Here is a 26996-nt window from a genome sequence, read left to right on the forward strand (position 1 = left end):
TTGCCCTGCTGTGATGCTCACTGGCCGGTCGGACAGCCTCCTGATCACCGGTGACGGTCGTTCCCGCGACAGGGGAAAGAGTCCCTTGCGCTTCATCATGTACGCTCCTTTGGGTCTGATTGTTCCATCGCCTGATGGATCGGGGCACGGTTCCGTTCATGCGCCCAGGGGGGGAGGTGAGGGAAGTCGCGCCGCCCGTTATCAGGAGATTGGTGACAGACTGTTGATTGCTGTGTGTCCTGTTCTTTTGTAAAACGACTTTTTGGATTTGGGTAAGAGCAACACGTGTACCAAGGGAGGTCGCTGTTTTTGTTGTGGTTCTGCAAGATGTTGTAATACTGTCCGATTTTTTTTTACTGCCGGGGGATTGATGGTGGGGCTGGCGCCCGGGGATCGATGTAACGCTGTGCCCGGGCCGGGATCGTGGGTGCGGCCTGCAACACCTGTCTCAGGGGGGCGTGGTTTACTAGAATGTGGTTTTGCTTTTTGTCGGTTCCAGGGATGCGGTTTTCGTGGGTCGATGCCGTTGGCCGGGAGGCGGTATCGCGGCTCAGGCGGTTCCGGGGGCGGAAAAAAGCGGTTTTCCGTCGGCTCTGTTGCGGAATGGAACAGTGTCTGGCCGGATTGATGCACCTGTATCGCAACAGGTGTTGCAGGGTGGGTGTGCGATGTCACGCATGACGGGACAGGGAGCCGTGCGCAGGAGAAGAACGGCCTGGCTGAAGAATGTTGTGGAACAGATGAGGGAACAGGTGCCGATGGTGGTGCCGGGAGGGAGACAGGGCTGCGGGATAGCGGCGTCCGGGGCGGCGAACGACGCGCGCCGCCCCGGACGAACAGACACGTTTTACTGCGCTTTCAGCCCGGCCTCCTGTGCCAGCCCGGCCCATGCCGGCAGGCTCCGCTCGATGACCGCCCGGTCCACGCAGTAGGCGATCCTGAAGAATCCGGGCGCGCCGAAACCGGCCCCCGGAACCAGCAGGATATGGTGCTTCTGGGCCAGCTTGACGAAGGCCACGTCGTCGGCCAGGGGGGATTGGGGGAAGAGGTAGAAGGCGCCGTCCGGTATGACCATCTTGAACCCCAGGGCGGTCAGCTCCCGTACCAGCAGGTCCCGTTTGTCCTGGTAGGCGGCGATGTCCACCGACTCGTCCTGCAGATTGGTCACCAGCCGCTGCATCAGCGCCGGCGCGTTGACGAAGCCGAGCACGCGGTTGCTGAACACCGCCCCGGCCATGAACTGCATGACCGTGTCCATACGCGGGTTGGCCGCCAGGTAGCCGATGCGCTCTCCCGGCAGGGCCAGGTCCTTGCTGTGGGAGGTGACGATGACGGAACTCTCGATCAGCGGGAAGATGTTGGGTACCTGCTTGCCGTCATAGGCGATGCGCGCGTAGGGCTCGTCGGAGATGACGTAGATCAGGTGGCCGTTGCGCTTGTGCACCTTCTTCACCACCTCTCCCAGCCTGGCCAGGCTCTCGGCGGGGTAGATCACGCCGGTGGGGTTGTTGGGGGAGCAGATCAGGATGGCGCGGGTCTTGAGGGTTATGGCCTGTTCTATGGCTTCGATGTCCAGCTGGAACGTCTGGTGATCGGTCCAGACCGGCACCGGTACGCCGCCGTGGTTGTCGATGTAGAATTTGTACTCCACGAAATAGGGGGCCAGGATGATCACCTCCTCGCCCGGGTTGAGGATGGTCTTGAGCACCACGTTCAGCGCCCCGCCAGCGCCGCAGGTCATGATCACGTGCTCGGCGGTCAGGTCGATGCCCGAGTCCCTGGCTAGTTTGGCGGCAACGGCGGCCCGGGTCTCGGGGTAGCCGGCGTTGTTCATGTAACGGTGCATGCCGGGCAGCGGATTCCGAGCCAGTGCCAGCAGTTCCTCCTGGAATGCCTGGGGAGGCTCCACATCCGGATTGCCCAGGGTGAAGTCGTAGACGCTCTCGTCGCCGAACTCCCGACGCAGGCGCTCTCCCTCCTCGAACATCCTGCGGATCCAGGAAGATTTTGAGATGTGGCTGGCGATCTTGGTGGCAATGGCCATGGCTGTTCCCTCCGAGGCATGTATTCTGGTATGATGCCCGACACTATACACACCGAAACCGGGAGAACTCAATGGAAAATCCCCTCCATCCCCCTGGCCTGCAGCCTGCTGCGGGGTGCAAGGCACGGTGGCAGCAGACCTTTCAGGTGCCAGGCTTCTCTCCGGCCGCAATGAATCCTGGCCTTGCGGACCCCTGCCGCGGCGCGCAGAGGGAGCCGGCCGTGGAGTGCTCTGCGCACCAGTCCCCGGAGTATGCGCCGTGAACCTGGTGTCTGCACTGCAGGCCATTGCGGGGCGCATCGGTTCCCGCTCATCGGGGGGGCAGGTCGACCTGCTGCGCTACCTCCCGCTGAGCGAACGGAGGGGGCACCTGTATCTGGTTGGGGACCTGCACGGTGAATACGGCTCTCTGATGCTGGCGCTCAAGGCTTTGTCGTTCAATCCTGCGCTGGATCGGGTCCTGTTCACGGGTGACATGCATGACCGTGGCAGGAATTCGGCCGCCTGTCTGGAACTTTTACGCCAGCCCTGGGTCGATTCGGTGCTGGGGAACCATGAACTGATGCTGCTGAACAGTGTCGACGATGACGGTTCCCTGTCCAAAACCAGGAACAGCATGTATGCGGGCTGGATGGCCAATGGAGGGGAGTGGATCGAGGAGACGTCGCGGGAAGAGAGGAGCGCATGGCGCCGGCGCATCTTGGAGCGCGTTCCGCTCTACTGGATCGTTGAGCGCAGGGACGGCAGGCGGGTGATGGTCTGCCATGCCGAGACCGACCCGCTGCTGCTCCCCGATGTGGTGGGACTCAGGAACATGCCGGTTTCCCTGGGGGCACTGCACTCAAGCCCCACCCTGTGGGGACGCCACACCCTGGCAGTTAGCGTTGATGAAACCATCTCTTCCCAGCGGAAAAAACAACTGTTGCCGCCCCTGGAGGGTGCCCTCTTTGCGGTGCATGGGCACAGCCAGCTAAAATTGGCCTCCTGGGTCGCCAACCGGCTCTTCATCGACACCGGTGCCGTGTACGGGAACCTGTTGACGTTGGTTGATGTGGATCACGCATTGCCCGGGCGTCCCGGTGGGGTGCAGGCTTGGGATATTGCATCGGAAAAGCTGATCGGCTATGCTGCCACGAATTTGCTGTTCTGATTCCGTGGCATGGTCAGGGACGTTGCGTGTCCCCGTCCGTTCGCCACTTCCCGCGATGAAGTTTTGTTGATGCTGCTCTGGAACATTTCAAGGACAGCCTGATGATCCAGTCCATGCTCAAGGCTGTCCGGCCGGTGGTTGTGGGGCTGCTGCTCTGGACCGCCTACGACATGGCCTACACCGTCTTCGGCGTGAATAAGTTCGGCCTGACCGGGGCATTGACCATGGGGTGGGACAAGCTGCTCTTTGTGCTGGTGTCGTTTCTGGTGCTGACCATGACCGAGATCAATCCGGCGTTTGTCATCTTCGGGGCCGTGGTGCTGGGCGGGGTGCTGTATCGCTAGTCCGGGCATGCCATGCAACAAGGAAGAGAGGTGGGGATGAACGATATGGAACATATGACACTCAGCGACAAGTACCAGCGCCTGAGGGACATTATTGCCGGGATGGGGGGGGGCGTGATCGCTTTCTCGGGTGGCGTCGATTCCACCTTCCTGTTCGCCGTTGCGGTTGACGTGCTGGGGGGCAATGCCCTGGCAATCACGGCCAGCTCGGCAACCTATCCCCAGCGGGAGCTGCTGGAGGCGCGGGAGTTAGCCTCCCTGATCGGTGGTCGTCACCGCGAGATCGCCTCCGAGGAGCTGGATATCCCGGAGTTTCAGGACAACCCCCGTGACCGCTGCTACTACTGCAAGCGGGAACTGTTCGGCAAGCTGCGGGAGATTGCCGAACAGGAGGGGCTGCCCCACCTGCTGGACGGCTCCAATCTGGACGACCTGAATGACCACCGTCCCGGCCGCCGGGCCGCCCAGGAACTGGGGGTGCGCAGCCCGCTGGAGGAGGCGGGGCTGACCAAGGACGACATCAGAAGGCTCTCCCAGGCCCTGAAGCTGCCCACCTGGAACAAGCCGGCCTTTGCCTGTCTCTCCAGCCGCTTCCCCTATGGCACCGCCATCACCCCTGAACGGGTCGGCAAGGTCGGGCAGGCCGAGGACGCATTGTATGAACTGGGCTTCCGCACCCTGCGCGTCCGCTATCACGGCGACGTGGCCCGCCTGGAACTGGGGGAGGCCGAGTACGCCGCCGCCACCGGGCCTTTGCGGGAGAAGGTGATCCGTTGCGTGAAAGAGGCGGGCTTTAGCTATGTGGCGGTGGACCTGCTGGGGTACCGCAGCGGCTCCATGAACGAGACGGCGCCGTCCGGATAACGAAACCGGTGCGTGCCGGAATGGGCAGCTTGCCCGACGGACGCGAAATTGAACGAATGTGAGCATGAGGAGTACATGAAATCATGAACTGTGCGAATTGCAGGGACTACGCCTGTTACACCGAGGGGCGCAACTGTGCGGGGCTTTCGGATGATCAGTCGCTTGGTCTTTATGACGATGGTGATCGGCGGATCATGGAAGTTGCCGGCTCGGTGGAGGCCAGGCACTACATGAAAATGTGCCGTCTGGAGGAGAGCGCAGAATGTGCCAGGCAGTTGGGGGCACAAACCATCGGCCTGGCGTTCTGCATCGGGCTGGCAGAGGAGGCCAGGCTGATCTCGGCGTACTTTGAGAAGTCCTTCACGGTGCATTCCGTCTGCTGCAAGGTGTGCGGCACTGGAAAGGACAAGCTCGGTCTGGAGCAGATCAAGCCGGGAACGCGGGAAGCCATGTGCAATCCCAAGGCCCAGGCCGCCATGCTGGCCGATGCGGGTACGGAGCTTAACTTCACCATCGGCCTCTGCGTGGGGCACGACATGCTGTTCAACGCCGCCTCCACTGTCCCGGTGTCCTGCCTGGTGGTGAAGGACCGCCTGCTCTCCCACAACCCGCTGGGCGCGGTCTACTCGCGCTACTGGCGCAGACGGCTGGGGATCAACCCGACGGGGCAGGTGTAGCGCCAAGGCCTGAATAGCGGTGGCACAGTTCAGTTCTCTTTTTGGTGTGCCGAGCTCGCACGGGGGCATGTTGAAACATTCAATGCCGTTGGTTCCCTAACGCTGAAAACAGCGTCGGCTTGCCAGCAGCAAAGCCACTCCCCTGCTGTTGGAGCATCTGGTCACATGAACCGGGGTTTCCTGATGGGCAGTGGTTAATCGCGTCTTCCCTTGCGTACCTCTTCCTTGATGCGCTGGATATGCCCGCGGCCCAGGGCCTTAACCTCGCAGCCCAGCTCGAAATAACGGCGGATAGTCTTGTCGGAGAGTATTCCGAAACAGTCGATCACCGCCAGCGGCTTGCCGGTCCAGTCGATTATCTCTTCCGGCTCCAGCTTCAGGTACGGGGAATGGGGAACGGCGAAGACAACCGCTTCGACACCCTTGAGCGCTTCGGCAAGGTCGCTTTGGACCCGTATGTTCTGCAAACCGTCCTGGTTGCGGAAGAAGCGCTTCCAGGATTGCCCGGGTGCGGGATAGTCGTCCTGGTTCTCCAGTTCATGCCAGTGGTCCACGTAGGGGTCGTGCACGCGCATCTCCGCGCCCATCTCGGTCAGTTTGCGGACAACCATTTCGCTGCCGCTGTACCGGGTGTCGCCCACGTCCTGGCGGTAACTTGCCCCGCATATCAGGACGTCCGCGCCGGCAATGTACCGTCCCATGTTGCGCAGCGCATCCCGGGTGAGTTGCGCCACATGCAGCGCCCGTGTGTCGTTGATATCGATTGCCAGGGGAGTGATCTTGAAAATGCTCTCCCCATCCTCGAAGCCCAAGATGTGACGGTAGGACCAGTAGCCGAGGCCTCCGTCCTTGGGCAGGCAATAGCCGCCGATCCCGGGGCCGGGGAATATCATGTTGCTGTGGGTGGGGCGCATCTTGATGGCGTCGATCACTTTTGTCAGATCCACCCCGTTTCTTTCGGCGAACAGGCTCCATTCGTTCAAGTAGGCCAGGATCGTCGCCCGGTAGGAGTTTTCGACAATCTTGGTCGTTTCCGACTCGATGGGCCGGTCCATGACCGTCAGCGGATACTCCTTGGTATTCAGCACCTCCTTGAGAAACTTCACCACCCTCTTTTTCGCTTCGGCGTTGCAGCCGGAGCAGACCCGCCAGAAGTCACGGATACTTGAGACATAGTGCCTGCCGGGCATGACCCTTTCGAAACTGTGGGCGAGGAGTGGTACGGAATCGATGCCGCGCGCGGCAAACGCCTTCTTGAGGATCGGCCAGGCAACGAACTCGGTAGTGCCCGGCGCAACCGTCGTCTCGATCAGCACCAGGCAGGAGGGTTGGATGCGCATGCCGATGGTGCGCATGGTCGTTTCCAGGGCAGCCATGTCCGCTTCTCCGGCACGCATGTTGCCGAGGCTTTTCTTGCTGTAATCGCACTGGACGTCTACCACGACGCAATCCGCCAGCTTGATGCAGTCGCAGGAGTAGGTGGCGACAAGGGTCTTCTTCTCCAGTACGCAGCGCTTGATGATCTCCTCGACTTCGGGGTCTTCCGCCTTGACGGGAGGTTCGCCCCGGTTGATCAGCGGGATTTTCCAGAAGCTTCGGGTACTGGGCCTCTGGCACCCGATGACGAATTTGGACGGGTGCCCCCCCTTGCTTTTGGTGTCGGCAATAATGGCGGCCATGACCGCGCCCACGAATCCCACCCCCATTACCACCACGATTTCCTTGCCTTCCGCCCGCGCCTTGACAACGAGTTTTTCGACGCGTTGGAACTCCTCTGCATATTCCTCCTTGCGTGGTATGGCGAATTTTTCTCCTGCCGGGCTGACTGAATACTCTACTGTTGTTTTTGGTGCGTCGGAAGTCGCATTTTTTGTCATCCTGGATACCTCCCTGGAAAAAGTTGGCACATACGAAAACATGAAAAATCCGCAGCCACATTTCCAAAAATGAACGGACCCGATTCGGGGCGCGGGGATTTTATACAAGACTACCACTTCCTCGCCTTTGGGCCACGCCTTGGGGGAAAAGTGTCCCTGTCTGTGGCTCCTCCATTCGTTCGACATGCGTGTATCGCCCACCTGCCTGCCGCTCCGCTCGTGTTTCCGCAAGACGGTCAGCCCGTTTTTTGTGGAGAGCGTCAGGACGTTTTTCCCGGTGCCGGGCAGGACGAACAGGGGGCGACTTTTATAAACCGGTCGTCATGACCGGCACGGTGCGCCCGTACGTGTTTACTTTTACGACCCGCTGCGTGGTGTGGTAGTGGGATTTCTGTCGCAATGACTCATGCGATTCGCGCCATGAAGGAAGGATACTAGGAGAGGGGTTGCCTGGGGGTGATGCGGGGGATTCACCTATGCTGCGTCCCTTATCTCTCGGAAAAAGCCAGGTGGAGTCCCAGGCCGGCGAAGGCGGCGGCAAAGCTCCGGCGCAGCCAGGCCTGGACCCGTGCCGACTCGATCACCACCCCGCGGAACTGATGGGCGAGGAGCCCATAGACCACGAACACCGCGAAGGTCATGGCCATGAACACGCCGCTCAGGAGCAGCAGCTGGGGCAGGGGGCTGGCGACGGGGGTGACGAACTGGGGGAGGAAGGCGAGGAAGAAGATCGTCAGCTTGGGGTTGAGGATGTTCAGCAGCACTCCCCTGAACACCAGGGATAGGGCGGAGTTTTGTCGCGGGGCGTCGTCCAGGGCGAATGCCGACCGGTCCTTCCAGGTGGCCCAGGCGATGTACAAGAGATAGGCGACCCCGGCGTACCTGAGGGTCTGGAAGGCCAGGGCGCTGGTATGCATGAGGGCTGTCAGGCCGAGGATGGTTGCCAGCAGGTGGGGGACGATCCCGGCGGTGCAGCCGAGGGAGGCGTACAGAGCGGCTCTTCGTCCCCGGGTGATGCCGGTGGAAACGGTGTAGATGACGCCGGTACCCGGGATGAGTACCACGACGAGGGAGGTGAGCAGAAACTGCACGCTGATCATGGGCGGCCTCCGGTTGATGAGGGGGATAGTACCTTGTAACGCTTATTTTTTCGCACCAAACCCCTCCAAACCTCCCCTTATCAGGGGAGACTTAAAGGCTTCCCCCCTGACAAGGGGGGACTGAGGGGGGGTGGTTTTAGATGTTACGCGGTAGTAGGACGATTCCCCGTGAATGATGGTTACCCCAGCAGGGGGATGTCGGGCAGGTTATGGAAGACGAGAGCTACGTCCCGGTATCTTTCCAGCACGCCTATGACCTCGGGCAGCGGCTCCGGCCAGATCTCCGGCAGGTCCCGTTCCTCTCGCTCCCGTATGGAAAACGCCAGCGCTTCCCGGGGTGGGTGAAATTCGGCGCATATCCCCGGTCTGTTCCCCCGTGCATCGATGCGGTACCAGCCGTGGTTATGCAGGAACACCGCGTTCAGCCCATGCAGGCAGTAGGGCGGGCCGCCATCGTTCACGGAGAGTCGCTGGTAGCAGAGCCCGGTGGGAATGCCGTTTGCCCTCAGCAATGCTGCCAGCAGGTGGCTCTTGGCGTAGCAGTACCCGGTGGCGTGGCGCAGCACGTGCGAGGCCTTGCAGGTCACCGGATTCAGCTGGAAGTCCCAGCTGTGCCGGATCTCGTCCCGGACGAACAGGAAGCAGCTCCGGACCAGTTCTTCCTCGTTCCCGGCGCTGCGTGCCAGTTCAGCTGCCTTCCCGGCCACCCCGGGGTCGTCGAAGTCGATGTAGGTGCTTGTTTCCAGGTATCTGTTCATTCAGCCGCGCCCTTCCCGGTCCCCTCGGGCCCGTCATGGTCGATATGGATGCTTTTTTTGTGGTTGTTGTTTGTTCAACTTCAATTCTTCAATGCCAGGCACCGCTGGTTGCCACTCCTATGAAAAAGCAAATTCCTATCCGACCGAATCCGAGGGATCGATGTGTTCCAACTTTTCGAGCATACATGGCCTAATGTAGTCAAAGATCTCTTTTGACCATACCGCAGACCATTTTCCTAACGGCAAAATGATGGCGCGCAGTTCCTTGCCTCGCGGAGTCAGCACGTAGCCATCAAGGGATTTTTCCACCAGATCGGCTTCACGCAAATCCTTGATGCGGCTATTGAGGATGGAGGGGGAAATGTCGCCGCAACGTTCCTGTAAAGTGCGGAAAGTGCATGGACCTTCTTCCAGGTTCCACAGAACGCCGAGTGCCCAGCGGCGGCCCAAAAGGTCGAACAGGGCGTTGATCGGCGAACCGGAAAGAGAACCGCGTACTTTTTTTCCGGGACTTGGAATGGACATCGGAAACGATCATCTCCTTTTCGTTGCGAATAATCAGGCACTGATTCTGTTGCCGCGGACAAGTGGAATCAGTGCCTGGAGTGAGTTAACGAGCTTGCGCGGCCTTGATTTCGGCGAGAGTCAGACCTCCAACCCCGATGTTGACGCTGTCGAGTTCATTAATTAAAATAGTGAACTTTTCAGCGGGAATATTCGTGGTCTCCGCGGCGGTCTTTGTCACGTTTTTGATTAACGCCTTTTTGGTTTCCGTATCCGTGCTGTGCATATCAATGGTGATAACTGGCATGAAAATCTCCTTGCTGGTTTTTTATAGCGCGCTATCGATTTTGTAGCATGCTGTTAAAAGCGTAGCAAGGGCTTTTTGTGTTTACCTTGGGGGGATTCCGGGGACAGTTTACAAAATGGGAGCTGTTTCGGCGGCACCACCCGCCCCATTGCTGTAAAACTTTGCCAATCTATACGGGATGGGAAGCCTGGTCAATTTTTCTAATGATTGAGAGGGGCTTTATGCCATGGGCGTTTTGGCGTCATGGCGGAACCGGACGTCAGTTTGGAAACGTGTGAGGGGTAAATGTGCATATGTGGGATGCGACTACCGCCTCATCCGGCCCGCGACCACCTACTCCCTTGGGGGGAAGTGATAAGCCGAATATAGATACCGCTCGGCTTCCGAAATCTCGGTTCGCCTGATCTCAAGGCGTATTTTTAGAAGTCTCTTCGGCATGTCGCTGCCCGACAGGTCTCGATTCCCCGGCCTTTGAATCCAGATATGCCGTATAGGGCAGGAGAAGCGTGTCGGCAACCAGGCTCAAGGGAAGATCCATAATCGCGAGTGGCCAGAAGGCACGGAGTACACCGGCGGATTTGTCCGTGGCCATGGAGATCATTACCGCATCCACGCGTGTACCGCAATACACGCGGGTGCTGCCGCAGTGGAATCTTTCCTCAAAGGTTTCGGTGAGTGTGGCGCAGCCAGAGGTCAGTAACATCGCTGCAATAACGGTGAATACCCAGCGCATATGTTGTGGTTCCTTTTCCGGTGTTCCGGGGGCACCGTAGAATTCCCCTGTCCCATACGGGATGGGGAGGGGTAAAACATCAGCGCCCCGGCTCCTGTGGGAACCGGGGCGCTCTGCTTAGGGCATGTCCGGAGCCGTCAGGCCCTGGTCAACTGGCGGTACTTGATGCGGTGCGGCTGGTCGGCTGCCGCGCCAAGCCTTCTCTTCCTGTCCTCCTCGTACTCCGAGTAGTTGCCGTCGAAGAAGACCACGCTGGAATCCCCCTCAAAGGCCAGGATGTGGGTGGCGATGCGGTCCAGGAACCAGCGGTCGTGGCTGATGACCACGGCGCAGCCGGCGAAGTTCTCCAGCGCCTCCTCCAGGGCGCGCATGGTGTTCACGTCCAGGTCGTTGGTCGGCTCGTCCAGGAGGAGAAGGTTGGCCCCCTCTTTCAGCATGCGGGCCATGTGCACCCGGTTCCGCTCGCCTCCGGAGAGCATGCCCAGTTTCTTCTGCTGATCCGACCCGGAGAAGTTGAAGCGCGAAACGTAGCCACGGGAGTTAACCGAAATCTTGCCCAGCTGGATCTGCTCGTCGCCGCCGGAGATGGCTTCCCAGATGGTCTGGTCCGGCTTGAGCGCGTCCCTGGACTGGTCCATGTAGCCCAGCTTGACCGTCTCGCCGATGCGGATGCTGCCGGAATCGCACTGTTCCTGGCTGGTGATCAGGCGGAAGAGGGTGGTCTTGCCGGCGCCGTTGGCGCCGATGACGCCGACGATGCCGCCCGGCGGCAGGTTGAAGGTCAGGTTCTCGTACAGCAGGCGATCGCCATACCCCTTGGAAACGCCGTTGAACTCCACGACCACTCCACCCAGGCGCGGTCCGGGCGGGATGTAGATCTCCAGATCCTTGGCCTGCTTCTCGCTCTCCTGGGTGAGCAGCTGCTCGTAGGAGCTGATACGCGCCTTGCCCTTGGCGTGGCGCCCCTTGGGAGACATCCTGATCCACTCCAGCTCCCGCTGCAGGGTCTTCTGGCGCTCGCTGGCATTTTTTTCCTCCTGGGCCAGTCGGTTCTGCTTCTGCTCCAGCCAGGATGAGTAATTTCCTTTCCAGGGAATCCCCTCGCCCCGGTCCAGTTCCAGAATCCAGCCGGCAACGTTGTCCAGGAAGTAGCGGTCATGGGTGACGGCGATGACCGTGCCGGGGTAGCTGTGCAGGTGGTGCTCCAGCCAGGCCACGGTTTCGGCGTCCAGGTGGTTGGTCGGTTCGTCCAAAAGCAGGATGTCCGGTTTCTTCAGCAGCAGGCGGCAGAGTGCCACGCGGCGCTTTTCCCCGCCGGAGAGCACCTTGACCTGCGTGTCGCCCGGCGGGCAGCGCAGGGCGTCCATGGCCATCTCCAGGCGGCTGTCCAGGTCCCAGGCGTCCAGGTGGTCCAGCTTCTCCTGTAGCTCGGCCTGGCGCTCGCACAGCTTTTCAAAGTCGGCGTCAGGTTCGGAAAACTTGTCGGTGATAGCGTTGAATTCCGCCAGCAGATCCACCGTTTCCTGTACACCTTCCTCGACCACCTGGCGCACGCTTTTGTCCTCGTCCAGAAGCGGTTCCTGCTCCAGATAGCCCACCGTGTAGCCGGGGGAGAGAACGGCCTGGCCGTTGAACTCCTTGTCCACGCCGGCCATGATCTTAAGCAGAGAACTCTTGCCCGACCCGTTCAGCCCCAGGACGCCGATCTTCGCGCCGTAAAAGTAGGAGAGCGATATATCCTTGATGACCGGTTTCTTGTCATAGAACTTGCTGACCCGCATCATGGAATAGATAACTTTATTTGGTTCGATTGCCACGCTGGCGCCTCCTCGTATGAATGATGCCATTCTTGTACACGTCCGGAGCAAAGCCTGTCAACCGCTTTGGCGCGGCCTGGCAGCAGCATCTCCTTGACACTGCTGGTAAAAAAGGTACTATTTGTTCGTATCCGGACGCGAAGCGCCCATGACTTTTGTCACCCCGAATACGGTGTTTTATGTGTGGGTGGCGTATCCTTCGCCGGCTTCGATCATCGCCCTTGAGTTTACCCCGGCCCAGGAGGTCAGCCCTCGCCGGGGCGTTGGCGTTGTCCGGGACAACCGGGCGAAAGCATTCCAGGCGGGAGCTGTCCTGGGCGTATCGCGGATGCTGGTTTACCTTTCATGAGCACAAGGAGAATACCCGATGGGGATTGATGTTCAGGAGGCTATCAGACGCTCCATCTATACGGAACGAAATGCCATGTACTTTTATCTGCTGGGGGCGGAGAAGATACAGGACGAGGCAGCCCGTGCCCTGTTTCTGCTCCTGGCCAGCGAAGAGCGCGAGCATGCGGCGCACTTTTACAGCATCTACCGGGGAGATGACATTCCCTCTCTGGACCAGTTTCTGGATACCGTCCCCGAGAACGCTTCCCTCTGGCTCTCGTCTCTCACCGAACTGATCGAGAGCGATTTCTGCGAGCAGCGGGCCATGGAACTGGCCCTGGAGCGGGAGAGGAGCCTGGAGGAGTCGCTGCTGCAGATCGCTTCCACGATCGACGACCCCGAGGCGCGGGATGTCTACGAGAGCAACGCCCAGGAGACCAACAACCACTACCTGCTGATCGAGTCGGAGTATGCCCGCATCATGGGAATGGTTCACGAGTGCGACATGGACACCTACGTGAGGGAGTAGGTGTCTTCCGGCCAGCCCGAGCCGATTCACCCATGTGACTGCCCATTCCGTGTGCCACCGAATGGGCAGAGCTGTTTGTGGTTACGCTGTTTTACAGCATATGGCGGAGGCAGCCATGCATCCCGTCGCGGCTGAAAAGCCTGAAGTAACCTCCTGAAACTGCCGATGCGTTAAGTCAGACGGTCCGCCTGGACAGATCCAACGACAGAGATATGGGGACGGGAAATGGCTAACGCAGCGGTGGAGATAAAGGTTCCGGCTGATATCGAATACAGGGTGATCGGGAATGCCCTTGGCCTTATGATCGCCTGCGGCGGCCTTCTGGGCGGCATGATGATATCCCAGGGGAGCACAGACTACTGGCGGGAGGATATCGTCCCGCTGGGGCTGGCTTTCCTGCTGGCGTTCCGTTTGATGAGGAGCCTCGTCATGACCATGGCCGCTGCCCAGGCACTGCCCGCGCGTTCAGTCCCTTCCGTTTCCCGTGGGGACATCCATCAGGAGCATGCCAGCATTGGGCAGCTTCCCGAAACCACGAACTACACCCCCGAACAGGTGATCGAAGAGGTCGCCAAGCGCATCGAGTCGCAGAAGGCCAATGCCGCCAAGCGTGCCGTGAAGTAGCGCCGGTCCTGCCGAAGGAACCATGTCCGAAACCAGAGAACTCACCGTAGAAAACATCGCCCACCTCTTGAAGCAGCGCGGCCTCCTCTCGGCCGCGCAGGTGAAGGACCTCCTGGCGCGGGAAAAAGCCCAGCAAACGCGACTGGTTTCCTTGCACCACCCTGGCGCCCTGCGCCGCGGCCATCCCGTGGCGGAGCTGGTTTCTCCCGCCGAGCTGATCGCCTCGTTCAATCTGGAAATCTGCGACGCCCCTGGCTCCTGGCTGACCGAGGATGTCATCACCGAGGTGGTGGCCGACAAGCTGGGCATCCCCTACCTGAAGATCGACCCGCTCAAACTCAACCTGGACGTCGTAACCGCCCACATCCCGCGTCCCTTCGCCCTCAAACACCTGATCGTTACCGTTGCCGAGGAACCGGGGGCCATCACGGTCGCCGTGGCCAACCCTTTCAACCTGCATCTGGTGGATGAACTGGCTGCCGCGCGGAGATTGGCGATCCGGCGGGTGCTCAGTTCCAAGAGCGATATCCTCAAGATCCTGCGGGAGTTTTACGGTTTTCGCGCCTCGGTGGTGGCTGCCGAGGCCGAGGCGGCAAACGGTGTTGACCTGGGCAACCTGGAGCAGTTTGTCAGGCTTAAGGGGCAGGGGGAGATCGAGAGTAACGACAAACATGTGGTGGCAGCGGTGGAATTCCTGCTGCAGTACGCCTTTGACCAGCGTGCCAGCGATATCCATATCGAGCCCAAGCGCGAGAAGTCGTTGGTGCGCTTCCGGCTGGACGGGGTCATGCATAACATCCACAGCATTCCCAAGCAGCTGCACGCCCCGATGGTGTCGCGCATCAAGCTTCTCTCCCGCATGGACCTGGCCGAGAAGCGCCGTCCCCAGGATGGCCGCATCAAGACCAGCGTCAACGCCAAGGAGATGGAACTGCGCGTCTCCACCGTACCGGTGGCCTTTGGGGAAAAGGTGGTCATAAGGATCTTCGATCCGGATATCCTGCTGCAGGACCTGGACAGCATGGGCTTTAATCCCCGTGAGCTGACGCTGTACAACTCCTTCATCAACCGCCCCAACGGCATTATTCTGGTAACCGGCCCCACCGGCAGCGGCAAGACCACCACGCTCTACTCCACCCTGAGGAAGCTCTCCTCGCCCGAGGTCAATATCGTTACGGTAGAGGACCCGATCGAGATGGTAATGGAGGAGTTCAACCAGATCGGCGTTCAGCATGCCATCGGCGTGGGGTTCGATACCATCCTGCGCAACATCCTGCGCCAGGACCCGGACGTGATCATGATCGGCGAAATCCGCGACCGGGAGACCGCTGAAAACGCCGTGCAGGCCGCTTTGACCGGGCACCTGGTGCTCTCGACCCTGCACACCAACGATTCGGTCTCGTCCATCATCCGCCTGCTGGACTTGGGGGTGCCGTCGTTTCTGATCTCGGCCACGGTAATCGGCATCATCGCCCAGCGCCTGGTGCGCAGGATCTGCCCTCGTTGCAGGAGCGAGCGGGAACTGACTTCTGCCGAACAGGAGTACCTGCGGCTGGGCAAGAAGGGGCTTACGGTCTGGGAGGGCAAGGGGTGTAAGGAGTGCCGCGGTACCGGGTACAAGGGGCGCACCGGACTGTTCGAGGTGCTGGATATGAGCGACCGTATCAAGGGACTGATCAGCGCCGACGTGGAACTGGCCGACCTGCTGGCTGCGGCTGGCGAGGATGGCCTGATAACCCTGCGCCAGGTGGCGGTGCGCAAGATGCTGGAAGGGATCACGACCTATGAGGAAGTCATCGCCATGACAGGTTAAGCGCTCACCGACCTGCGTGACGCACAAAAAAACCGCCCGGGAATCAGGCGGTTTTTTTGTGTGGAGAATCTTCGCGATGTCAGCAGGCGGAGAGCCGGCGACCCTAGTCCAGCCTCTGGCGGTAGGCGCTGAGAAGTCTCGCATCCTCCGCATAGGTGACCGGATAGATGAACGGCACCGGCTGCGGCTGCATATCGCTGTCCACGTTGCGGAAGGTGAACAGGCAGGAGTTGGAGAGCGACTTGTCGCCGGCGTTGCGGTTGAAACGCTCGATATCGGACTGTACCGTAACGGTCGTTCTGCCGGTGTAAACCACCCTGGCGGTGAATTTCAGCTGGTCCCCAAGCAGTACCGGCTGGTTGAAGTTGATGCGGTTTACCTGGCACGGCACCGCCCTGTTGGGGGCGACCATCTCGGCCGCCAGGGCTGCCAGTTCGTAGGCCTTCCTGATCAGATAGCCACCGAAGATGGTCTTGGGGACGTTCTCCTGTTCGGGATAGGCCCGGCAGGTGGACTCCAGCACCAGCTGGCCGGCGCGTATGCCGCTGAACCCCTCCTCCTCCTGCTCCTTGTGCAGTTTCTTGAGAAACAAGTACTCGTCCAAGGAGGGCATCTCCTCGGCCTGGGCCAGCCCGTCGCGATACGCCTGACGACGCAGTTCCGCCTTCTGGTAGCGCTTCTTGTCAAGCTCCTGCGGGTACTGGAGCGGAGGGAGGGAGAGGCTTCTGGCCTCGCCGCTGTCTGCGGAGCGGGCCACCATGGTGAAATAGCAGCTGGCCAGGTGGCTCGACCCCTCTCCCAAGCGCTCGACCCGTATGCCCACCTCCATGGATGACCTGCCCACGTGGTTTATCTGGGACGAGAAGACCAGGTCGCGCTTGGTGTCGGCGGGGTTTCTGAGGACGATGTTGTCCACCGCCGCGGTAACCACCCGCGCCTCGGGGTAGAATCTCTGCACATAGGCCATGGCCGTATTCTCTGCCACCTTGTCCAGTGTCTCCAGGATTTTGCCGAAGCGTATGTTGCCGACTATGCTGCTGTCCCGTGCCAGGAAGCGCCTGGCGACAACCGGGTCCGTGGAAAACGGCAGGATGAACAGGTACCGGGTGTCATGGGGGCTGAGCGCGGTGTCGCCATTCAGCTTGTTGTCATCGGTCATATTCATGCTCCTCGTGGAGGTCTCATCACGCCGGATCGCGGCGGGTTACTTCAGGCTGGAGATGTAGGCGCGCACACCCTCCAGGATCCCCTCGGCGGTAGCTTCCTGGTAGGCGGGGTCCTTCAGGCGGGCTTCCTCCTCGACGTTGCTGACAAAGGCGGTCTCCACCAGGATGCTGGGCATGGTGGCGCCCACCAGGACATAGAAGGGGCCCTGCTTGACCCCCAGGTTCCTGACGTCGGCATGCAGTCCGTGGATCTTTTTGTGCAGCGCCTTCTGCACGTCGTTGGCCAGGTGTGCCGAGTCGTTCAGCTTGTAGTTGGCCATCAGGTCGAACAGGATGGCCTGCAGCACGCTGACCTTCTCCAGGGTTGTGCCGTTTTCCTTGGCCGCCAGGCGGGCCGCCTTCTCCGTCTTGGCGAGGCTCAGGTAGTAGGTTTCGATGCCCGATGCGGCGTGGTTGGGGGCGGCATTGGCGTGGATCGAGAGGAACAGGTCGGCGTTGACCTTGTTGGCGATGGCGGTGCGCTCCTCCAGGGGGATGAAGACGTCGCTGGTGCGGGTCATGACCACATTCAGCCCCAGTTCCTCCCGAAGTAGCTCGCGCAGCTTGAGTCCGATGGCCAGCACCACATCCTTCTCCTGGGTGCCGCCCGCTCCCACGGCTCCCGGGTCGTGGCCCCCATGGCCGGGATCCAGCACGATGCGGCGAATCTTGGAGTGGCTGACCTTGCGCGGCGACTTTGTTCGCTTCGTTACCGCCGCCACTTCGCTGCGTCCGGGCTCCGCTGTCGGGGCGGGGGGCGTGCTGAGTGTCTGCTCCATGCGGGAAATCTCGGTGGGGCGTTCGCCGCGCACATCGATCACCAGGCGCGCCGGGGTGGAGAGGGGAAATACCTTGTAGCTCTTGATATTCTGCGTGTCCAGCACCACCCGCACCACCTCTGGCCGGTACTGGGCCACGCGCACTCCCTTCAGCAGGCCGTCGCCGATGGTGATGTTTTTGATCCCCATGGCCAGCCTGCTGCGTTTGATGTCGATGAAGATCCTGCCCTGTTTGCCGTTGCCCCCCTTGCCCAGTTCATGGGCTTCCCAGACCACGTCCTGGTCCAGTTCTATTGAAACGCGGGTGTAGTCGGGGGTAGACCAGTGCTTGATGTCGTTCAGGACGGCCAGGGGGCGCCGGGTGGCGGAACTCTGTGACGTGAAGGCGGTCTGGCTCTTCCTGGCGGCCTGGCTATGCAGTGGCAGCAGGCAGGTCAGCAGCAGGCAGACGAGTATGTGCAGGATTCTGTTCATATGGCTGGCTTCTTCCCGGAGCGGCATTCCGCCGGAGCGATTCATGATTGTTGCCCTCTCCCGAAATGGGCATTCGGGAAGGATGTTTCCAACGGGCCCAGGGAGTGTCATAGCAGAAATATTCAGTTTGTTCAATCTTTTGCAAAAACCGGAGTTGATCCGATGTGTCAGTTGGCCTGGTGCTTCTCCTGCCCCCCTGACTGGCCGGAGCATGCCCGCGGGCATTTCCGTGGATCAGGGATTAAAGGGAGTTGGAAAAAAATGCTGATATGCGTATAGTCCAAGCCGGAACGCATGCAACACGTATCAGACAGGAAGGAGAACGAGATGTTCATCGAGAGGGAAGTCAAGCCCATACTGCACCGGCAGAAGTGCTCCGCCTGCGGCTACTACACCATCCACCGGGCCATTCCCCAGGGGGAGCGGGCCTGCGACAGTTGCACCCACTGCGGCCACACGGTGGAGCTGCTCTGGTTCGCCGACCTGAAGGCGGCCATCAAGAACTTCGAGAGGCTGCTGAACGATCTGAGCGAGATCTATCCGGAGCTGAATGATCTGAAGGAGCCGGGGGATCATATCATGCTGGACTGATCCCGGAGCGGGTCGGCGGCAGATTCGACTCAGGCCATGCGCTTCAGTTCGTCCAGCAGGTTGAGCGCCTCCAACGGGGTCAGGGTGGCGATGTTCAGCTTCTTCAGCCGCGTGCGCAGCAGGTCCTCGTCGCTCTCGAACAGGGAGAACTGGGGCGAGGGGTCCGGGGTGCGTTGCCTTCGGCTTTTGGCGATGCGCGGCGCACCCTCCTCAAATTCACCGTTCTCCAGGTTGCGCAGGATCTCTTTGGCGCGCTCGATGACGTCGGCCGGCATGCCGGCCAGACGGGCCACCTGGATGCCGTAGGAGTGGGAGGCGCCGCCGGGGACGATGGTGCGCAGGAAGATGACCTGGTCGTTCCACTCCCTGACCGCCACGGTGAAGTTCCTGATCCGCTCCCGGGTGGCCGCCAGTTCGGTCAGTTCGTGGTAGTGGGTGGCGAACAGGGTCCGCGAGCGGCAGGTGGGGGTGTCGTGGATGTATTCGGCCACGGCCCAGGCGATGGAGACGCCGTCGAAGGTGGAGGTGCCCCGGCCGATCTCGTCCATGACGATCAGGCTCTTGGGGGTGGCATTGCGCAGGATGCCGGCCGCCTCCATCATCTCCAGCATGAAGGTGGACTGACCCCGGGACAGGTTGTCGCCGGCCCCCACGCGGGTGAAGATGCGGTCGGCGATGCCGATGCGCGCCGACGCCGCCGGAACGAAGCTGCCGGCCTGGGCCATCAGGGTGATCAGGGCCACCTGGCGCATGTAGGTTGACTTGCCGGCCATGTTGGGGCCGGTGATCATCAGAATCTGGCTCTCGCCTCCGTCCAGCAGGGTGTCGTTGGGGACGAAGCGCTCCCCCAGCTTCATGGCCTCGATCACCGGGTGGCGGCCATCATGAATGTCGATCACCTGGGAATCATCAACTAAAGGCTTGCAGTAGCCGCGCTCGTCGGCCACGCCGGCCAGGGATATGAGCACGTCCAGGGTGGCCAGGCCAGAGGCCGAGCAGGCGATGCGGCTCCCTTCGCCGGCCACCCGTTCGCGGATCTCCTGGAACAGGCTGTACTCCAGTTCATGGATGCGGTCCTCGGCTCCCAGCACCTTCTCCTCGTAGTTCTTCAATTCCTCCGTGATATAACGCTCGGCATTGGCCAGGGTCTGGCGACGGATGTAGTCGGCCGGCACGCTGGCCAGGTTGCTCTTGGTGATTTCGATGGAGTAGCCGAAGACCTTGTTGAAGCGGATCTTCAGCGAGGAAATGCCGGTGCGCGCCCGCTCCTGGGCCTCCAGCCGGGCGATGAACCCCTTCCCCTCGTGGCTGATGCTGCGCAGTTCATCCAGCTCCGGGTTGTAGCCGGGGGCGATGATCCCCCCCTCGCGCAGGGAAAAGGGGGGATTCTCCACGATGCCCCGTCCCACCAGGTCTAGAATGTCCTCCAGCGGGTCGATCTCTTTGGTCAGCTGGCACAGCAGTGCTGTCTGCATGGTTGCCATGAGCTCCCTCAGGGGGGGGATGCGCTGCAGGGAGTCGTGCAGGGCGCGCAGGTCGCGTCCAGAGGCCGAGGCCATGCCGATGCGGCCATTGAGCCGCTCCAGGTCGGCGATGCCCTTCATCTGGGCGGCCAGCTCGTCGCGGGTGGTTGCCCCCTCCAGCAGCTCCTCCACCGCATCCAGGCGGCTGCGGATCGGCTCCAGCCCCACCAGGGGATAGCCGAGCCACTGCTTCAGGCGGCGGGCACCCATGGCGGTGACGGTGCGGTCCAGGCAGCCCAGCAGGGAGCCGCTCTTCTTCCCCTCGGCCATGCTGGCGGTGATCTCCAGGTTGCGCCTGGTGGCCGGGTCCAGGGCAAGATGCTCGCTGCGCTGGTAGACGCGGATGTCGCGGATGTGGGGGATGGCTGACTTGCGGTTTTCACGCAGGTAGTACAGGGCCGCGCCGGCGGCCAAAAGCCCCGAGGGGAGCCCCTCCAGCCCCAGCACGTCGGGGGAGGCGGCGCCGAACTGATCGCAGATCAGCGACGAGGTGTAGTCGCGCTCATAGACCCAGGCCGGGGCGCGGGAAACGATCTTCTGAGCCAGGTATTCCTTCAGGTCGGCGGGGAATTCCTCCAGTCGCACACCATCGGCCAGCAGCACCTCGGCCGGATTGATGCAGACCGCCTCGGCCAGGGCCGACCCCGGACCGGCAAGTTCGGTTACCCGGAACTCTCCGGTGGAGAGGTCCAGCCAGGCCACCCCCCACTGCTCCTCAGCTCCCTGATGCAGCGCCAGCAGGTAGTTGTTGTCGTCCGGGGAGAGGTTCTCGGTCTCGATCAGCAGGCCGGGGGTGATCACCCTGACCACCTCGCGACGCACGATCCCCTTGGTCTGCTTGGGGTCTTCCACCTGTTCGCAGATGGCGACCTTGTGGCCGTTCTCGATCAGCTTGGTGATGTAGGGGGTGACGGAGTGGTAGGGGACGCCACAGAACGGGATCTCGTCGCCGCTCCCCTTGTTGCGCGAGGTCAGGGTGATGTCCAGGATGCGCGACGCCAGCAGGGCGTCGTCCAGGAACATCTCGTAGAAATCCCCCATGCGGAAGAAGAGGACTGCATCGGGGTACCCGGACTTGATCTCCAGGTACTGCCGCATCATGGGGGTATGGTCTGCCATTGGTCGTTACAATCCTTCCTGGTGCTGTTTCTGATATGGAGCGGGTTTTTCAGCCGCGGTACTGTAGCAGAAAAAGCGCTTTTGTGTAAACATCCGCGGCCCGACGCTCTTCGGGGGAGAGTGACTCCCGGCTGACCGGGGTGAGGAAGCGACGCAGGAAGGCCCGCTCGCCCCTTCCCAGGGGGGGATTGGGGTGGCCGAGGCGGCCCGGTATCTGAACCGTTCCCAGGCGCAGCGGGGAGACCGCCCCGGCCAGGCAGGGGTTGAGCAGCAGGGAGCAGCCCCTGTCGGTGCAGGGAGAGGCTGTCCTCCGTCCCGCGTAGAGGACGAAATTGCCGGGCGAGTCGCGGTGTGTCTCCAGGCGGTGGAGTCGTTCAACCTCCTGGGCCACGGATTCCAGCGCGCCCTGATGGGCGAAGAGCAGCGGCTTGAGATCGCTCTGCTCCAGGAGTTCCATCAGGTGGTGGATGCGGAAGGTATGCACGCAGGGGTGCAGCAGGGCGTCGGCCAGACCTGCTTCGAAGCTGGCCTCGACGGATGTCCGGGCGAAGCTGCGCAGGCGCGAACCGGGGCGGGCGCGTGCGAGCAGGCGTTTCAGCGTGGCGGTGTCGCGCACCCCCAGCAGGCGCAATGCGCGCCGGATGGACTCCTCCTCGCGGCGCGCGTAACGGCTGTAGACCATCAGTCTCAGGATGCCCCCTTGTGCCAGGCGCGCCGACAGTGCCCTGAATCCCTGTAGCGGATCGTCCAGGTGGTGCAGCACTCCGTAGGCATCGATCAGCTGGAAGGGGCCGGGCGCGATGGTCGGGTCCAGCAGGTCGCCGCCCAGGAAGGAGACGTTTCTTCGGCCGTGCAGCAGGCAGTGCAGGCGGGCGCGGTTCAGGCTCCGCCGGGAGAGGTCCAGGGCGGTGATCTCGGCATGGGGATTGGCGACGGAGAAGGGGTAGGGGGCGAAGCTGCCGCATCCCGCGATCAGCATGCGCCGTCCGTCGCCCGCAGGGAGCTCTCCGTTGAATCTGGCCCAGAGGGCGTCCAGGTTGAGGGCATAGCTGTCCTCCCGGCGCAGGGATGCAAGCAGGGGGTACTGGGGGTAGGGGTAGGTCTCGTAATGGCGGTGCACGGCATCTGGCATGCCTCACTGTAGCAGTAGCTGGGGGCGGCTTTCAACACCTGTTGCCGTTGGTAGTGATCGGGGAGCGGACTTTCGGCAGGATTTTTTTGGCGGATACCCCATATGCGGTATTGCTGGTTTGATATGGGGTGCCCTGTGCAGGCGCTCTGTCGGGTGTGGAATAGAATACTCTTGTGATATCGGCTTGTTGTGGATTTTGTCTTTGTTGGCACCCGATATGCTTTACCTGTAACCTCGTAACACCCAATTTTCCAAAGGAGATGTACCCATGAAAAAAGTTCTGTCCTCCGTTGTTGCCGCTCTCGTAGCCCTGTCCTTCTCAGCCGTTGTTTTCGCCGCCGAAGCTCCTGCTGCTCCTGCCGCTGAAGCCGCTGCTCCTGCCGTTGCTAAAAAAGAAGTGAAGGCACCGGCTAAGAAGAAAACCACCAAGAAGAAAGCCGCCAAGAAACCGGCCGCAAAGAAAGAAGCAGCTCCCGCCGCAACTCCGGCAACCCCGGCAGCTCCGGCTGCGAAGTAATTCCGTTCGCACCAGCTGTAGACGAGAGGGCCGCACCCATCCGGGTGCGGCTCTCTTTTTTTTCACTCTGGGTGGCTTCGACAGGTGCGCTCACCCCTGCCCACAGAGCCGGGAGAGCTGCCGCTCCAGTGAACTTTCGTCCGGAAAGGGGCCATGGCAACTCCCCTGGGCGCAGACCAGCGCCTCTCCCTCGTGGTCGGTTTCCGTGAAGCGGATGACCAGGTTGGGGAGGGGGAAACTCCTGGTGCTGGCCAAGAGCGAGGCGATCCTGCGTGAGTCCCGTTGTCCCCTGAAGTGGATGATGGTTGGTTCCTGCTCCAGCATGGCCAGCGCCTGCAGAGCCCCCAGGTGGGAGAGGGGATTTTCCGCGGCGTCATCCAGGGGGGCGCCGAGCAGGAGATGGGCGTGGTCCAGCAAGTCGTCGCGGTCGCAGGCATAGCCCAGGCGGATGAAGCAGTGCGCCGCGCGGGAGAACGGCGAGGGAAGGACGCCGTCGCTGTCCCGTGGGCTCTGGCCCGCCATCTGCTCGGCATCCAGGCCGACCGTGACAAAAACGCAGCGTACGGGGTCGCGGAAGAGGCGCAGCATCTCGTCGGCCAAGAGGAGCGCCTGCTCCTGCCAGAAGCTGTCCAGGGTGGCCTCGAATAGCTCGATCAGACCACAGCAGAGGAATGCGTAATCCTCCAGAAAGGCCGGTGTGGACGACGGGCCGGCCAGGTAGCTGCGCAGCAGCCGGCCATCCTGTCGCCGCAGGTTTTTCAGGATGAAGCGCGCGGCGCGGGATGCGCTCTCTATGTACTCCTGCTCTCCGCCGAGTGCGCCGCCCCTGGCCAGGGCCGCGATCATCAGACCGTTCCAGGAGGTGATGATCTTCTCGTCCCGCAAGGGATAGCTGCGCTCTTCCCGGTATTCCAGCAGCCGTTCCCGGCAGTCGTCCAGTATCTCTCCGGTCCGTTCCGGGTCCTCTCCCGTGCAGAAGGTTTCCAGGTCAACCGGCATGTGCAGGATGTTCTGCCCCTGGAAGTTCCCCTTCTCGCCCACGTCGAAGAAGCGGCAGAACAACTCCCCGTCCCTGCCCAGGATTTCTTCGATGTCGTCCCGCGTCCAGAGGTAGTAGGCTCCCTCCTCTCCCCCGGAATCCGCATCCAGGGCCGAGAAGAAGGCGCCCTCGGTCGAGGTCAGCTCACGTCCCACGAATCTGAAGATGTCCTCGGCCATGGTCAGGAAGGCCGGGTCATTGCCGGCCAGGCAGACGTCCAGGCAGGCCATGGCAAGCAATGCCTGATCGTAGAGCATCTTCTCGAAATGGGGCACCAGCCAGCGCTCGTCCACGGAATAGCGGTGCACTCCGCCCCCCAGTTGATCCCATATTCCCCCCTGCCGTATCATGCCCAGGGTCTTCTGAGCCATCTCCAACGCCTCCTGGTTGCCGTTCATTCCCTGGCCGGCCAGCCAGCCCAGGGAGAGCGGCAGTGGGAATTTGGGCGCCGGACCGAAGCCGCCCCAGGTACGGTCGTGGATTGCGGAAAGCTGCTCAAAGGCCAGGGAGTCCAGTTCCGCCAGCACCGGGCATTCATGGTCGTTGCCCCGGGAGAGACGCTCGATCCCCTCCATGATGGCGCTGCAGTTCTTTTCCACCTCGCCGGGATGCTGTTGCCAGAGCGTGACGATGCCTGCCAGCAGTTCCATGAACCGTTGCCTGGGGAGATAGGTCATGGCGAAGAAGGGGCGCCTGTCCGGGGTCATGAAGATGTTCAGCGGCCAGCCGCCGCTGCCGGTCAGTACTTGGGAGGCGGTCATGTAGAAGTCGTCGATGTCGGGGCGCTCCTCCCGGTCCACCTTGATGCAGACGAAGTGGCGGTTGAGCAGGTCGGCCACCTGGTCGTCCTCGAAGCCGTCATGGGCCATGACGTGGCACCAGTGGCAGGTGGCGTAGCCGATGGAGAGCAGGATTGGCAGATTACCGCTTCTGGCAGTCGCGAATGCCTCGTCGCCCCACTCGTACCAGGCTACGGGGTTTTCGGCGTGCTGGAGCAGGTAGGGGCTGCGGGCGAAGATCAGGCGGTTGAAGCGGTCGCCGCCATCGGCGGGGAGCGCGCTCTTGTCCATATTCATCAGCTTAGCCACATGGGCGCCGCTGTCGTGGCTGGTCATGGGGTTTCCTTTCCGTCTCCGCGGAAATGCCGTAATGGCAGATCTCGCGGGATTCGTGCGTCTGTGGTATGGGTCTTGTGGCGCTTACAGGGCTGGCGCTGCCGCCGATTCTTGCAGAAACGGGTCTGCCTGTCAGTAAAAAACAGCCCTTGCAGCGGTTCTGATCCGGTGAACGTGCGTGACGCGTTTGACAAAACAATCCCCGGCAGGTATATATCGCGACACATAAATCCAGTTTCACCGGGAGGTTTACATGAAGAGACTCGTTTCCGTGGTACTGCTTGTCATGGGCTGGACGGTGCTGGCATGGGCCGGGGAGGGCGTGCTGCCCAAACCGGATGTCCTGGGAGAAGAGACGGTCTTGCTGACGGAAAAGCTGTCGGCACGCTACGATGGTATCATCGTCAGGGATTTTTCGGTCGAAGGGGCCGAAGTCGTCAACATGGACAAGGATGAACAGGCACGGCTCAAAGAGGTCAAGCCGGAGATCGTCAGGATCCTTACCGAGAGTATCGTGAAAACCCTGAAGAGCGAGACCCGCTTTGCCAGGGTTTCCGCCAAGGGGGGCACTTCCGCGAAAACCGTTATCCTGGAGGGGAAATTCACTCGCTTCAATGCCGGCCATGGCGCAGCCAAGGTCTTTCTCGGCTGGTTTGCGCCAGAAGGGGCCAAGACCAACATCTCTGTTTCCGGCAGGTTGATCGATGCCAGGAGCGGCAAGGAGCTGGCCACCTTCAGCGATACCCGCTCGGGGCATGAGGGAACGGCCATCGGGTTCGTGGGAGAGGTTTTCAAGATCCAGGCCAAGGACCAGGGCGAGGAAATCGCCAAATTCATCGGCAAGCTGTACTGATCCAACTCACCGTTTCCCTGCCCGTCCGTTTTTCAAACCTGTCAAAACCCCGCGATAGTGACACGGCGCGGGGTTTTTTTACGAGGAGCACGAACCTGTGAAGGAAATACGTGGCGACATCTGGGAGTATCGCGACAGCGCCATCGTTGCCATCACCACCAACGGCCAGGTGAGCAGGAGCGGCAAGGCGGTGATGGGACGCGGCGTGGCGGCCCAGGCTGCCTCGCTGTTCCCTGACATGGCCCAGCTGCTGGGCCGACGGCTTGTGGAGGGGGGCAACCATGTGCAGTACCTGGGCGAGAACATCGTCAGTTTCCCGGTGGAGCATTCCCCCTACCAGGTTCCCGACCTGCGCCTGATCGAGCGGTCGGCACGGGAACTGGTCGCCCTGGCCGATGAGCAGGGGTGGCGCTCCGTTGTCGTGCCACGTCCCGGCTGCGGGGGAGGGGGGCTCTCCTGGAATGAGGTGCGGCCGATACTGGATCGCTGCTTTGACGACCGCTTTACGGTCATTTCGGTCGATAGTACCGATGCCATCTGAGAAAAGGGGATCTGCGTGAAAGAAAAGAACGCTCCGTCACAACAGTACGACTTTTTCGCCTTCCTCTCGCGCATGCGCTACATCAGCCGCTGGGGGCTGATGCGCAACACCGTGCCGGAAAACATCCAGGAGCACAGCCTGGACGTGGCGGTGATCGCCCACGCCCTTGTCATGATCCGCAACACCTACTTCGGCGGCACGCTCAACCCTGACCGGGTGGCGCTGTTCGGCATCTTCCACGATGCCAGCGAGATCTTCACCGGAGACATGCCCACCCCGGTCAAGCATTTCAACCCCAACTTCAAGCGCTCCTTCCATCAGCTGGAGGACCGCGCCCGGCGCAAGCTGCTGGCCATGCTGCCGCCGGAGCTGGCCGCGGAGTACGAGCCGCTCTTCTTCTTCGAGGCCGATGGGGAGTATGTCCAGCTGGTCAAGGCGGCCGACAAGATCGCCGCCCTGGTGAAGTGCGTCGAGGAGGAGAAGTCCGGAAACATGGAGTTCCGTCGCGCCGGGGCCGAACACCAGGCCCTGCTGGCCGCCAGCCCCCTGCCCGAGGTGCGCTATTTCATGGAGAAGTTCCTGCCCGGATTCCGGCTCTCCCTGGACGAGCTGCACCTGGGGTAACAGAGCGACTCCT

The 26996-nt window shown here is 61.5% G+C and carries 25 protein-coding genes; 12 read left to right on the forward strand and 13 right to left on the reverse strand.

Features of this window, described 5'->3' with window-relative positions; all coding sequences use genetic code 11:
* Positions 1-847: 847 nt before the first annotated feature.
* Positions 848-2044 carry a pyridoxal phosphate-dependent aminotransferase gene (locus PPRO_RS05105; protein WP_011734975.1) on the reverse strand — a complete coding sequence of 399 codons (1197 nt, stop codon included), beginning with the start codon at positions 2042-2044 and terminating at the stop codon, positions 848-850.
* A 259-nt stretch (positions 2045-2303) separates the two neighbouring features.
* Between PPRO_RS05105 and PPRO_RS05115 the strand changes: the two genes are divergently transcribed.
* The 4 genes from PPRO_RS05115 (at position 2304) to PPRO_RS05130 (ending at position 5079) form a co-directional block, all read left to right on the forward strand.
* Positions 2304-3194: a metallophosphoesterase gene (locus PPRO_RS05115; RefSeq protein ID WP_041532146.1), complete on the forward strand. Its 891-nt coding sequence runs from the start codon at positions 2304-2306 to the stop codon at positions 3192-3194.
* Positions 3195-3271: 77 nt separating this feature from the next.
* On the forward strand, positions 3272-3538 hold the full coding sequence (locus PPRO_RS05120) for a chromate transporter (protein WP_269634986.1): 267 nt from the start codon (positions 3272-3274) through the stop codon (positions 3536-3538).
* Positions 3539-3574: 36 nt separating this feature from the next.
* Positions 3575-4402, forward strand: a complete 828-nt coding sequence (gene larE, locus PPRO_RS05125) for an ATP-dependent sacrificial sulfur transferase LarE (protein WP_011734978.1) — start codon at positions 3575-3577, stop codon at positions 4400-4402.
* 83 nt (positions 4403-4485) lie between these two features.
* The gene (locus PPRO_RS05130; protein ID WP_011734979.1) at positions 4486-5079 is read left to right on the forward strand and encodes a DUF1847 domain-containing protein; all 594 of its coding nucleotides are present in this window, start codon (positions 4486-4488) and stop codon (positions 5077-5079) included.
* Between the two features lie 194 nt (positions 5080-5273).
* On the opposite strand, the gene PPRO_RS05135 is transcribed toward PPRO_RS05130, so the two are convergent.
* From PPRO_RS05135 to ettA, 7 genes are all read right to left on the reverse strand, one after another.
* On the reverse strand, positions 5274-6956 hold the full coding sequence (locus PPRO_RS05135; RefSeq protein ID WP_011734980.1) for a nucleotide sugar dehydrogenase: 1683 nt from the start codon (positions 6954-6956) through the stop codon (positions 5274-5276).
* Positions 6957-7444: 488 nt separating this feature from the next.
* Complete coding sequence (locus tag PPRO_RS05140) at positions 7445-8056, reverse strand: LysE family translocator (RefSeq protein WP_011734981.1); 612 nt, start codon at positions 8054-8056, stop codon at positions 7445-7447.
* A gap of 179 nt (positions 8057-8235) precedes the next feature.
* Positions 8236-8814: a transglutaminase-like domain-containing protein gene (locus tag PPRO_RS05145; protein WP_011734982.1), complete on the reverse strand. Its 579-nt coding sequence runs from the start codon at positions 8812-8814 to the stop codon at positions 8236-8238.
* Positions 8815-8949: 135 nt separating this feature from the next.
* Entirely contained in the window at positions 8950-9339 is a 390-nt protein-coding gene (locus tag PPRO_RS05150) for a winged helix-turn-helix transcriptional regulator (RefSeq protein ID WP_011734983.1), read from the reverse strand.
* 85 nt (positions 9340-9424) lie between these two features.
* Entirely contained in the window at positions 9425-9625 is a 201-nt protein-coding gene (gene dmpI / locus PPRO_RS05155) for a 4-oxalocrotonate tautomerase DmpI (protein ID WP_011734984.1), read from the reverse strand.
* A 406-nt stretch (positions 9626-10031) separates the two neighbouring features.
* The gene (locus tag PPRO_RS05160) at positions 10032-10358 is read right to left on the reverse strand and encodes a YceK/YidQ family lipoprotein (protein WP_011734985.1); all 327 of its coding nucleotides are present in this window, start codon (positions 10356-10358) and stop codon (positions 10032-10034) included.
* A gap of 137 nt (positions 10359-10495) precedes the next feature.
* Positions 10496-12175 carry an energy-dependent translational throttle protein EttA gene (ettA, locus tag PPRO_RS05165; RefSeq protein WP_011734986.1) on the reverse strand — a complete coding sequence of 560 codons (1680 nt, stop codon included), beginning with the start codon at positions 12173-12175 and terminating at the stop codon, positions 10496-10498.
* A gap of 367 nt (positions 12176-12542) precedes the next feature.
* Between ettA and PPRO_RS05175 the strand changes: the two genes are divergently transcribed.
* From PPRO_RS05175 to PPRO_RS05185, 3 genes are all read left to right on the forward strand, one after another.
* The gene (locus PPRO_RS05175; RefSeq protein ID WP_011734987.1) at positions 12543-13034 is read left to right on the forward strand and encodes a ferritin-like domain-containing protein; all 492 of its coding nucleotides are present in this window, start codon (positions 12543-12545) and stop codon (positions 13032-13034) included.
* A gap of 225 nt (positions 13035-13259) precedes the next feature.
* Entirely contained in the window at positions 13260-13658 is a 399-nt protein-coding gene (locus PPRO_RS05180; RefSeq protein WP_011734988.1) for a hypothetical protein, read from the forward strand.
* A gap of 22 nt (positions 13659-13680) precedes the next feature.
* Positions 13681-15471 (forward strand): GspE/PulE family protein, encoded by a 1791-nt coding sequence (locus tag PPRO_RS05185; RefSeq protein WP_011734989.1) that lies wholly within the window; start codon positions 13681-13683, stop codon positions 15469-15471.
* A gap of 103 nt (positions 15472-15574) precedes the next feature.
* Here PPRO_RS05185 and PPRO_RS05190 read toward each other — a convergent pair whose 3' ends face one another.
* Positions 15575-16630, reverse strand: a complete 1056-nt coding sequence (locus PPRO_RS05190) for an acyl-CoA thioesterase (RefSeq protein WP_011734990.1) — start codon at positions 16628-16630, stop codon at positions 15575-15577.
* Between the two features lie 45 nt (positions 16631-16675).
* Complete coding sequence (locus PPRO_RS05195) at positions 16676-17974, reverse strand: N-acetylmuramoyl-L-alanine amidase (RefSeq protein ID WP_011734991.1); 1299 nt, start codon at positions 17972-17974, stop codon at positions 16676-16678.
* 249 nt (positions 17975-18223) lie between these two features.
* Between PPRO_RS05195 and PPRO_RS05200 the strand changes: the two genes are divergently transcribed.
* Positions 18224-18520 carry a hypothetical protein gene (locus PPRO_RS05200; protein WP_157039943.1) on the forward strand — a complete coding sequence of 99 codons (297 nt, stop codon included), beginning with the start codon at positions 18224-18226 and terminating at the stop codon, positions 18518-18520.
* Positions 18521-18549: 29 nt separating this feature from the next.
* Here the strand turns inward: PPRO_RS05200 and mutS are convergent, their stop codons facing one another.
* Both mutS and PPRO_RS05210 read right to left on the reverse strand, forming a co-directional pair.
* Entirely contained in the window at positions 18550-21162 is a 2613-nt protein-coding gene (gene mutS / locus PPRO_RS05205; RefSeq protein ID WP_011734993.1) for a DNA mismatch repair protein MutS, read from the reverse strand.
* 49 nt (positions 21163-21211) lie between these two features.
* Positions 21212-22294, reverse strand: coding sequence for a class I SAM-dependent methyltransferase (locus PPRO_RS05210; RefSeq protein WP_011734994.1), 1083 nt, complete (start codon positions 22292-22294; stop codon positions 21212-21214).
* Positions 22295-22562: 268 nt separating this feature from the next.
* Here PPRO_RS05210 and PPRO_RS05215 point away from each other — a divergent pair, with 268 nt between their 5' ends.
* On the forward strand, positions 22563-22811 hold the full coding sequence (locus PPRO_RS05215) for a hypothetical protein (protein ID WP_011734995.1): 249 nt from the start codon (positions 22563-22565) through the stop codon (positions 22809-22811).
* Between the two features lie 90 nt (positions 22812-22901).
* Here the strand turns inward: PPRO_RS05215 and PPRO_RS05220 are convergent, their stop codons facing one another.
* Positions 22902-24965, reverse strand: coding sequence for a thioredoxin domain-containing protein (locus PPRO_RS05220; RefSeq protein ID WP_011734996.1), 2064 nt, complete (start codon positions 24963-24965; stop codon positions 22902-22904).
* Positions 24966-25218: 253 nt separating this feature from the next.
* On the opposite strand from PPRO_RS05220, the gene PPRO_RS05225 reads away from it, so the two are divergent.
* From PPRO_RS05225 to yfbR, 3 genes are all read left to right on the forward strand, one after another.
* Positions 25219-25818, forward strand: coding sequence for a DUF4410 domain-containing protein (locus PPRO_RS05225; RefSeq protein ID WP_011734997.1), 600 nt, complete (start codon positions 25219-25221; stop codon positions 25816-25818).
* Positions 25819-25915: 97 nt separating this feature from the next.
* Complete coding sequence (locus PPRO_RS05230) at positions 25916-26359, forward strand: macro domain-containing protein (protein WP_011734998.1); 444 nt, start codon at positions 25916-25918, stop codon at positions 26357-26359.
* A gap of 15 nt (positions 26360-26374) precedes the next feature.
* Positions 26375-26983 (forward strand): 5'-deoxynucleotidase, encoded by a 609-nt coding sequence (gene yfbR / locus PPRO_RS05235; protein ID WP_011734999.1) that lies wholly within the window; start codon positions 26375-26377, stop codon positions 26981-26983.
* Positions 26984-26996: the final 13 nt, after the last annotated feature.

It is taken from the genome of Pelobacter propionicus DSM 2379 (assembly GCF_000015045.1).
Lineage (GTDB): Bacteria > Desulfobacterota > Desulfuromonadia > Geobacterales > Pseudopelobacteraceae > Pseudopelobacter > Pseudopelobacter propionicus.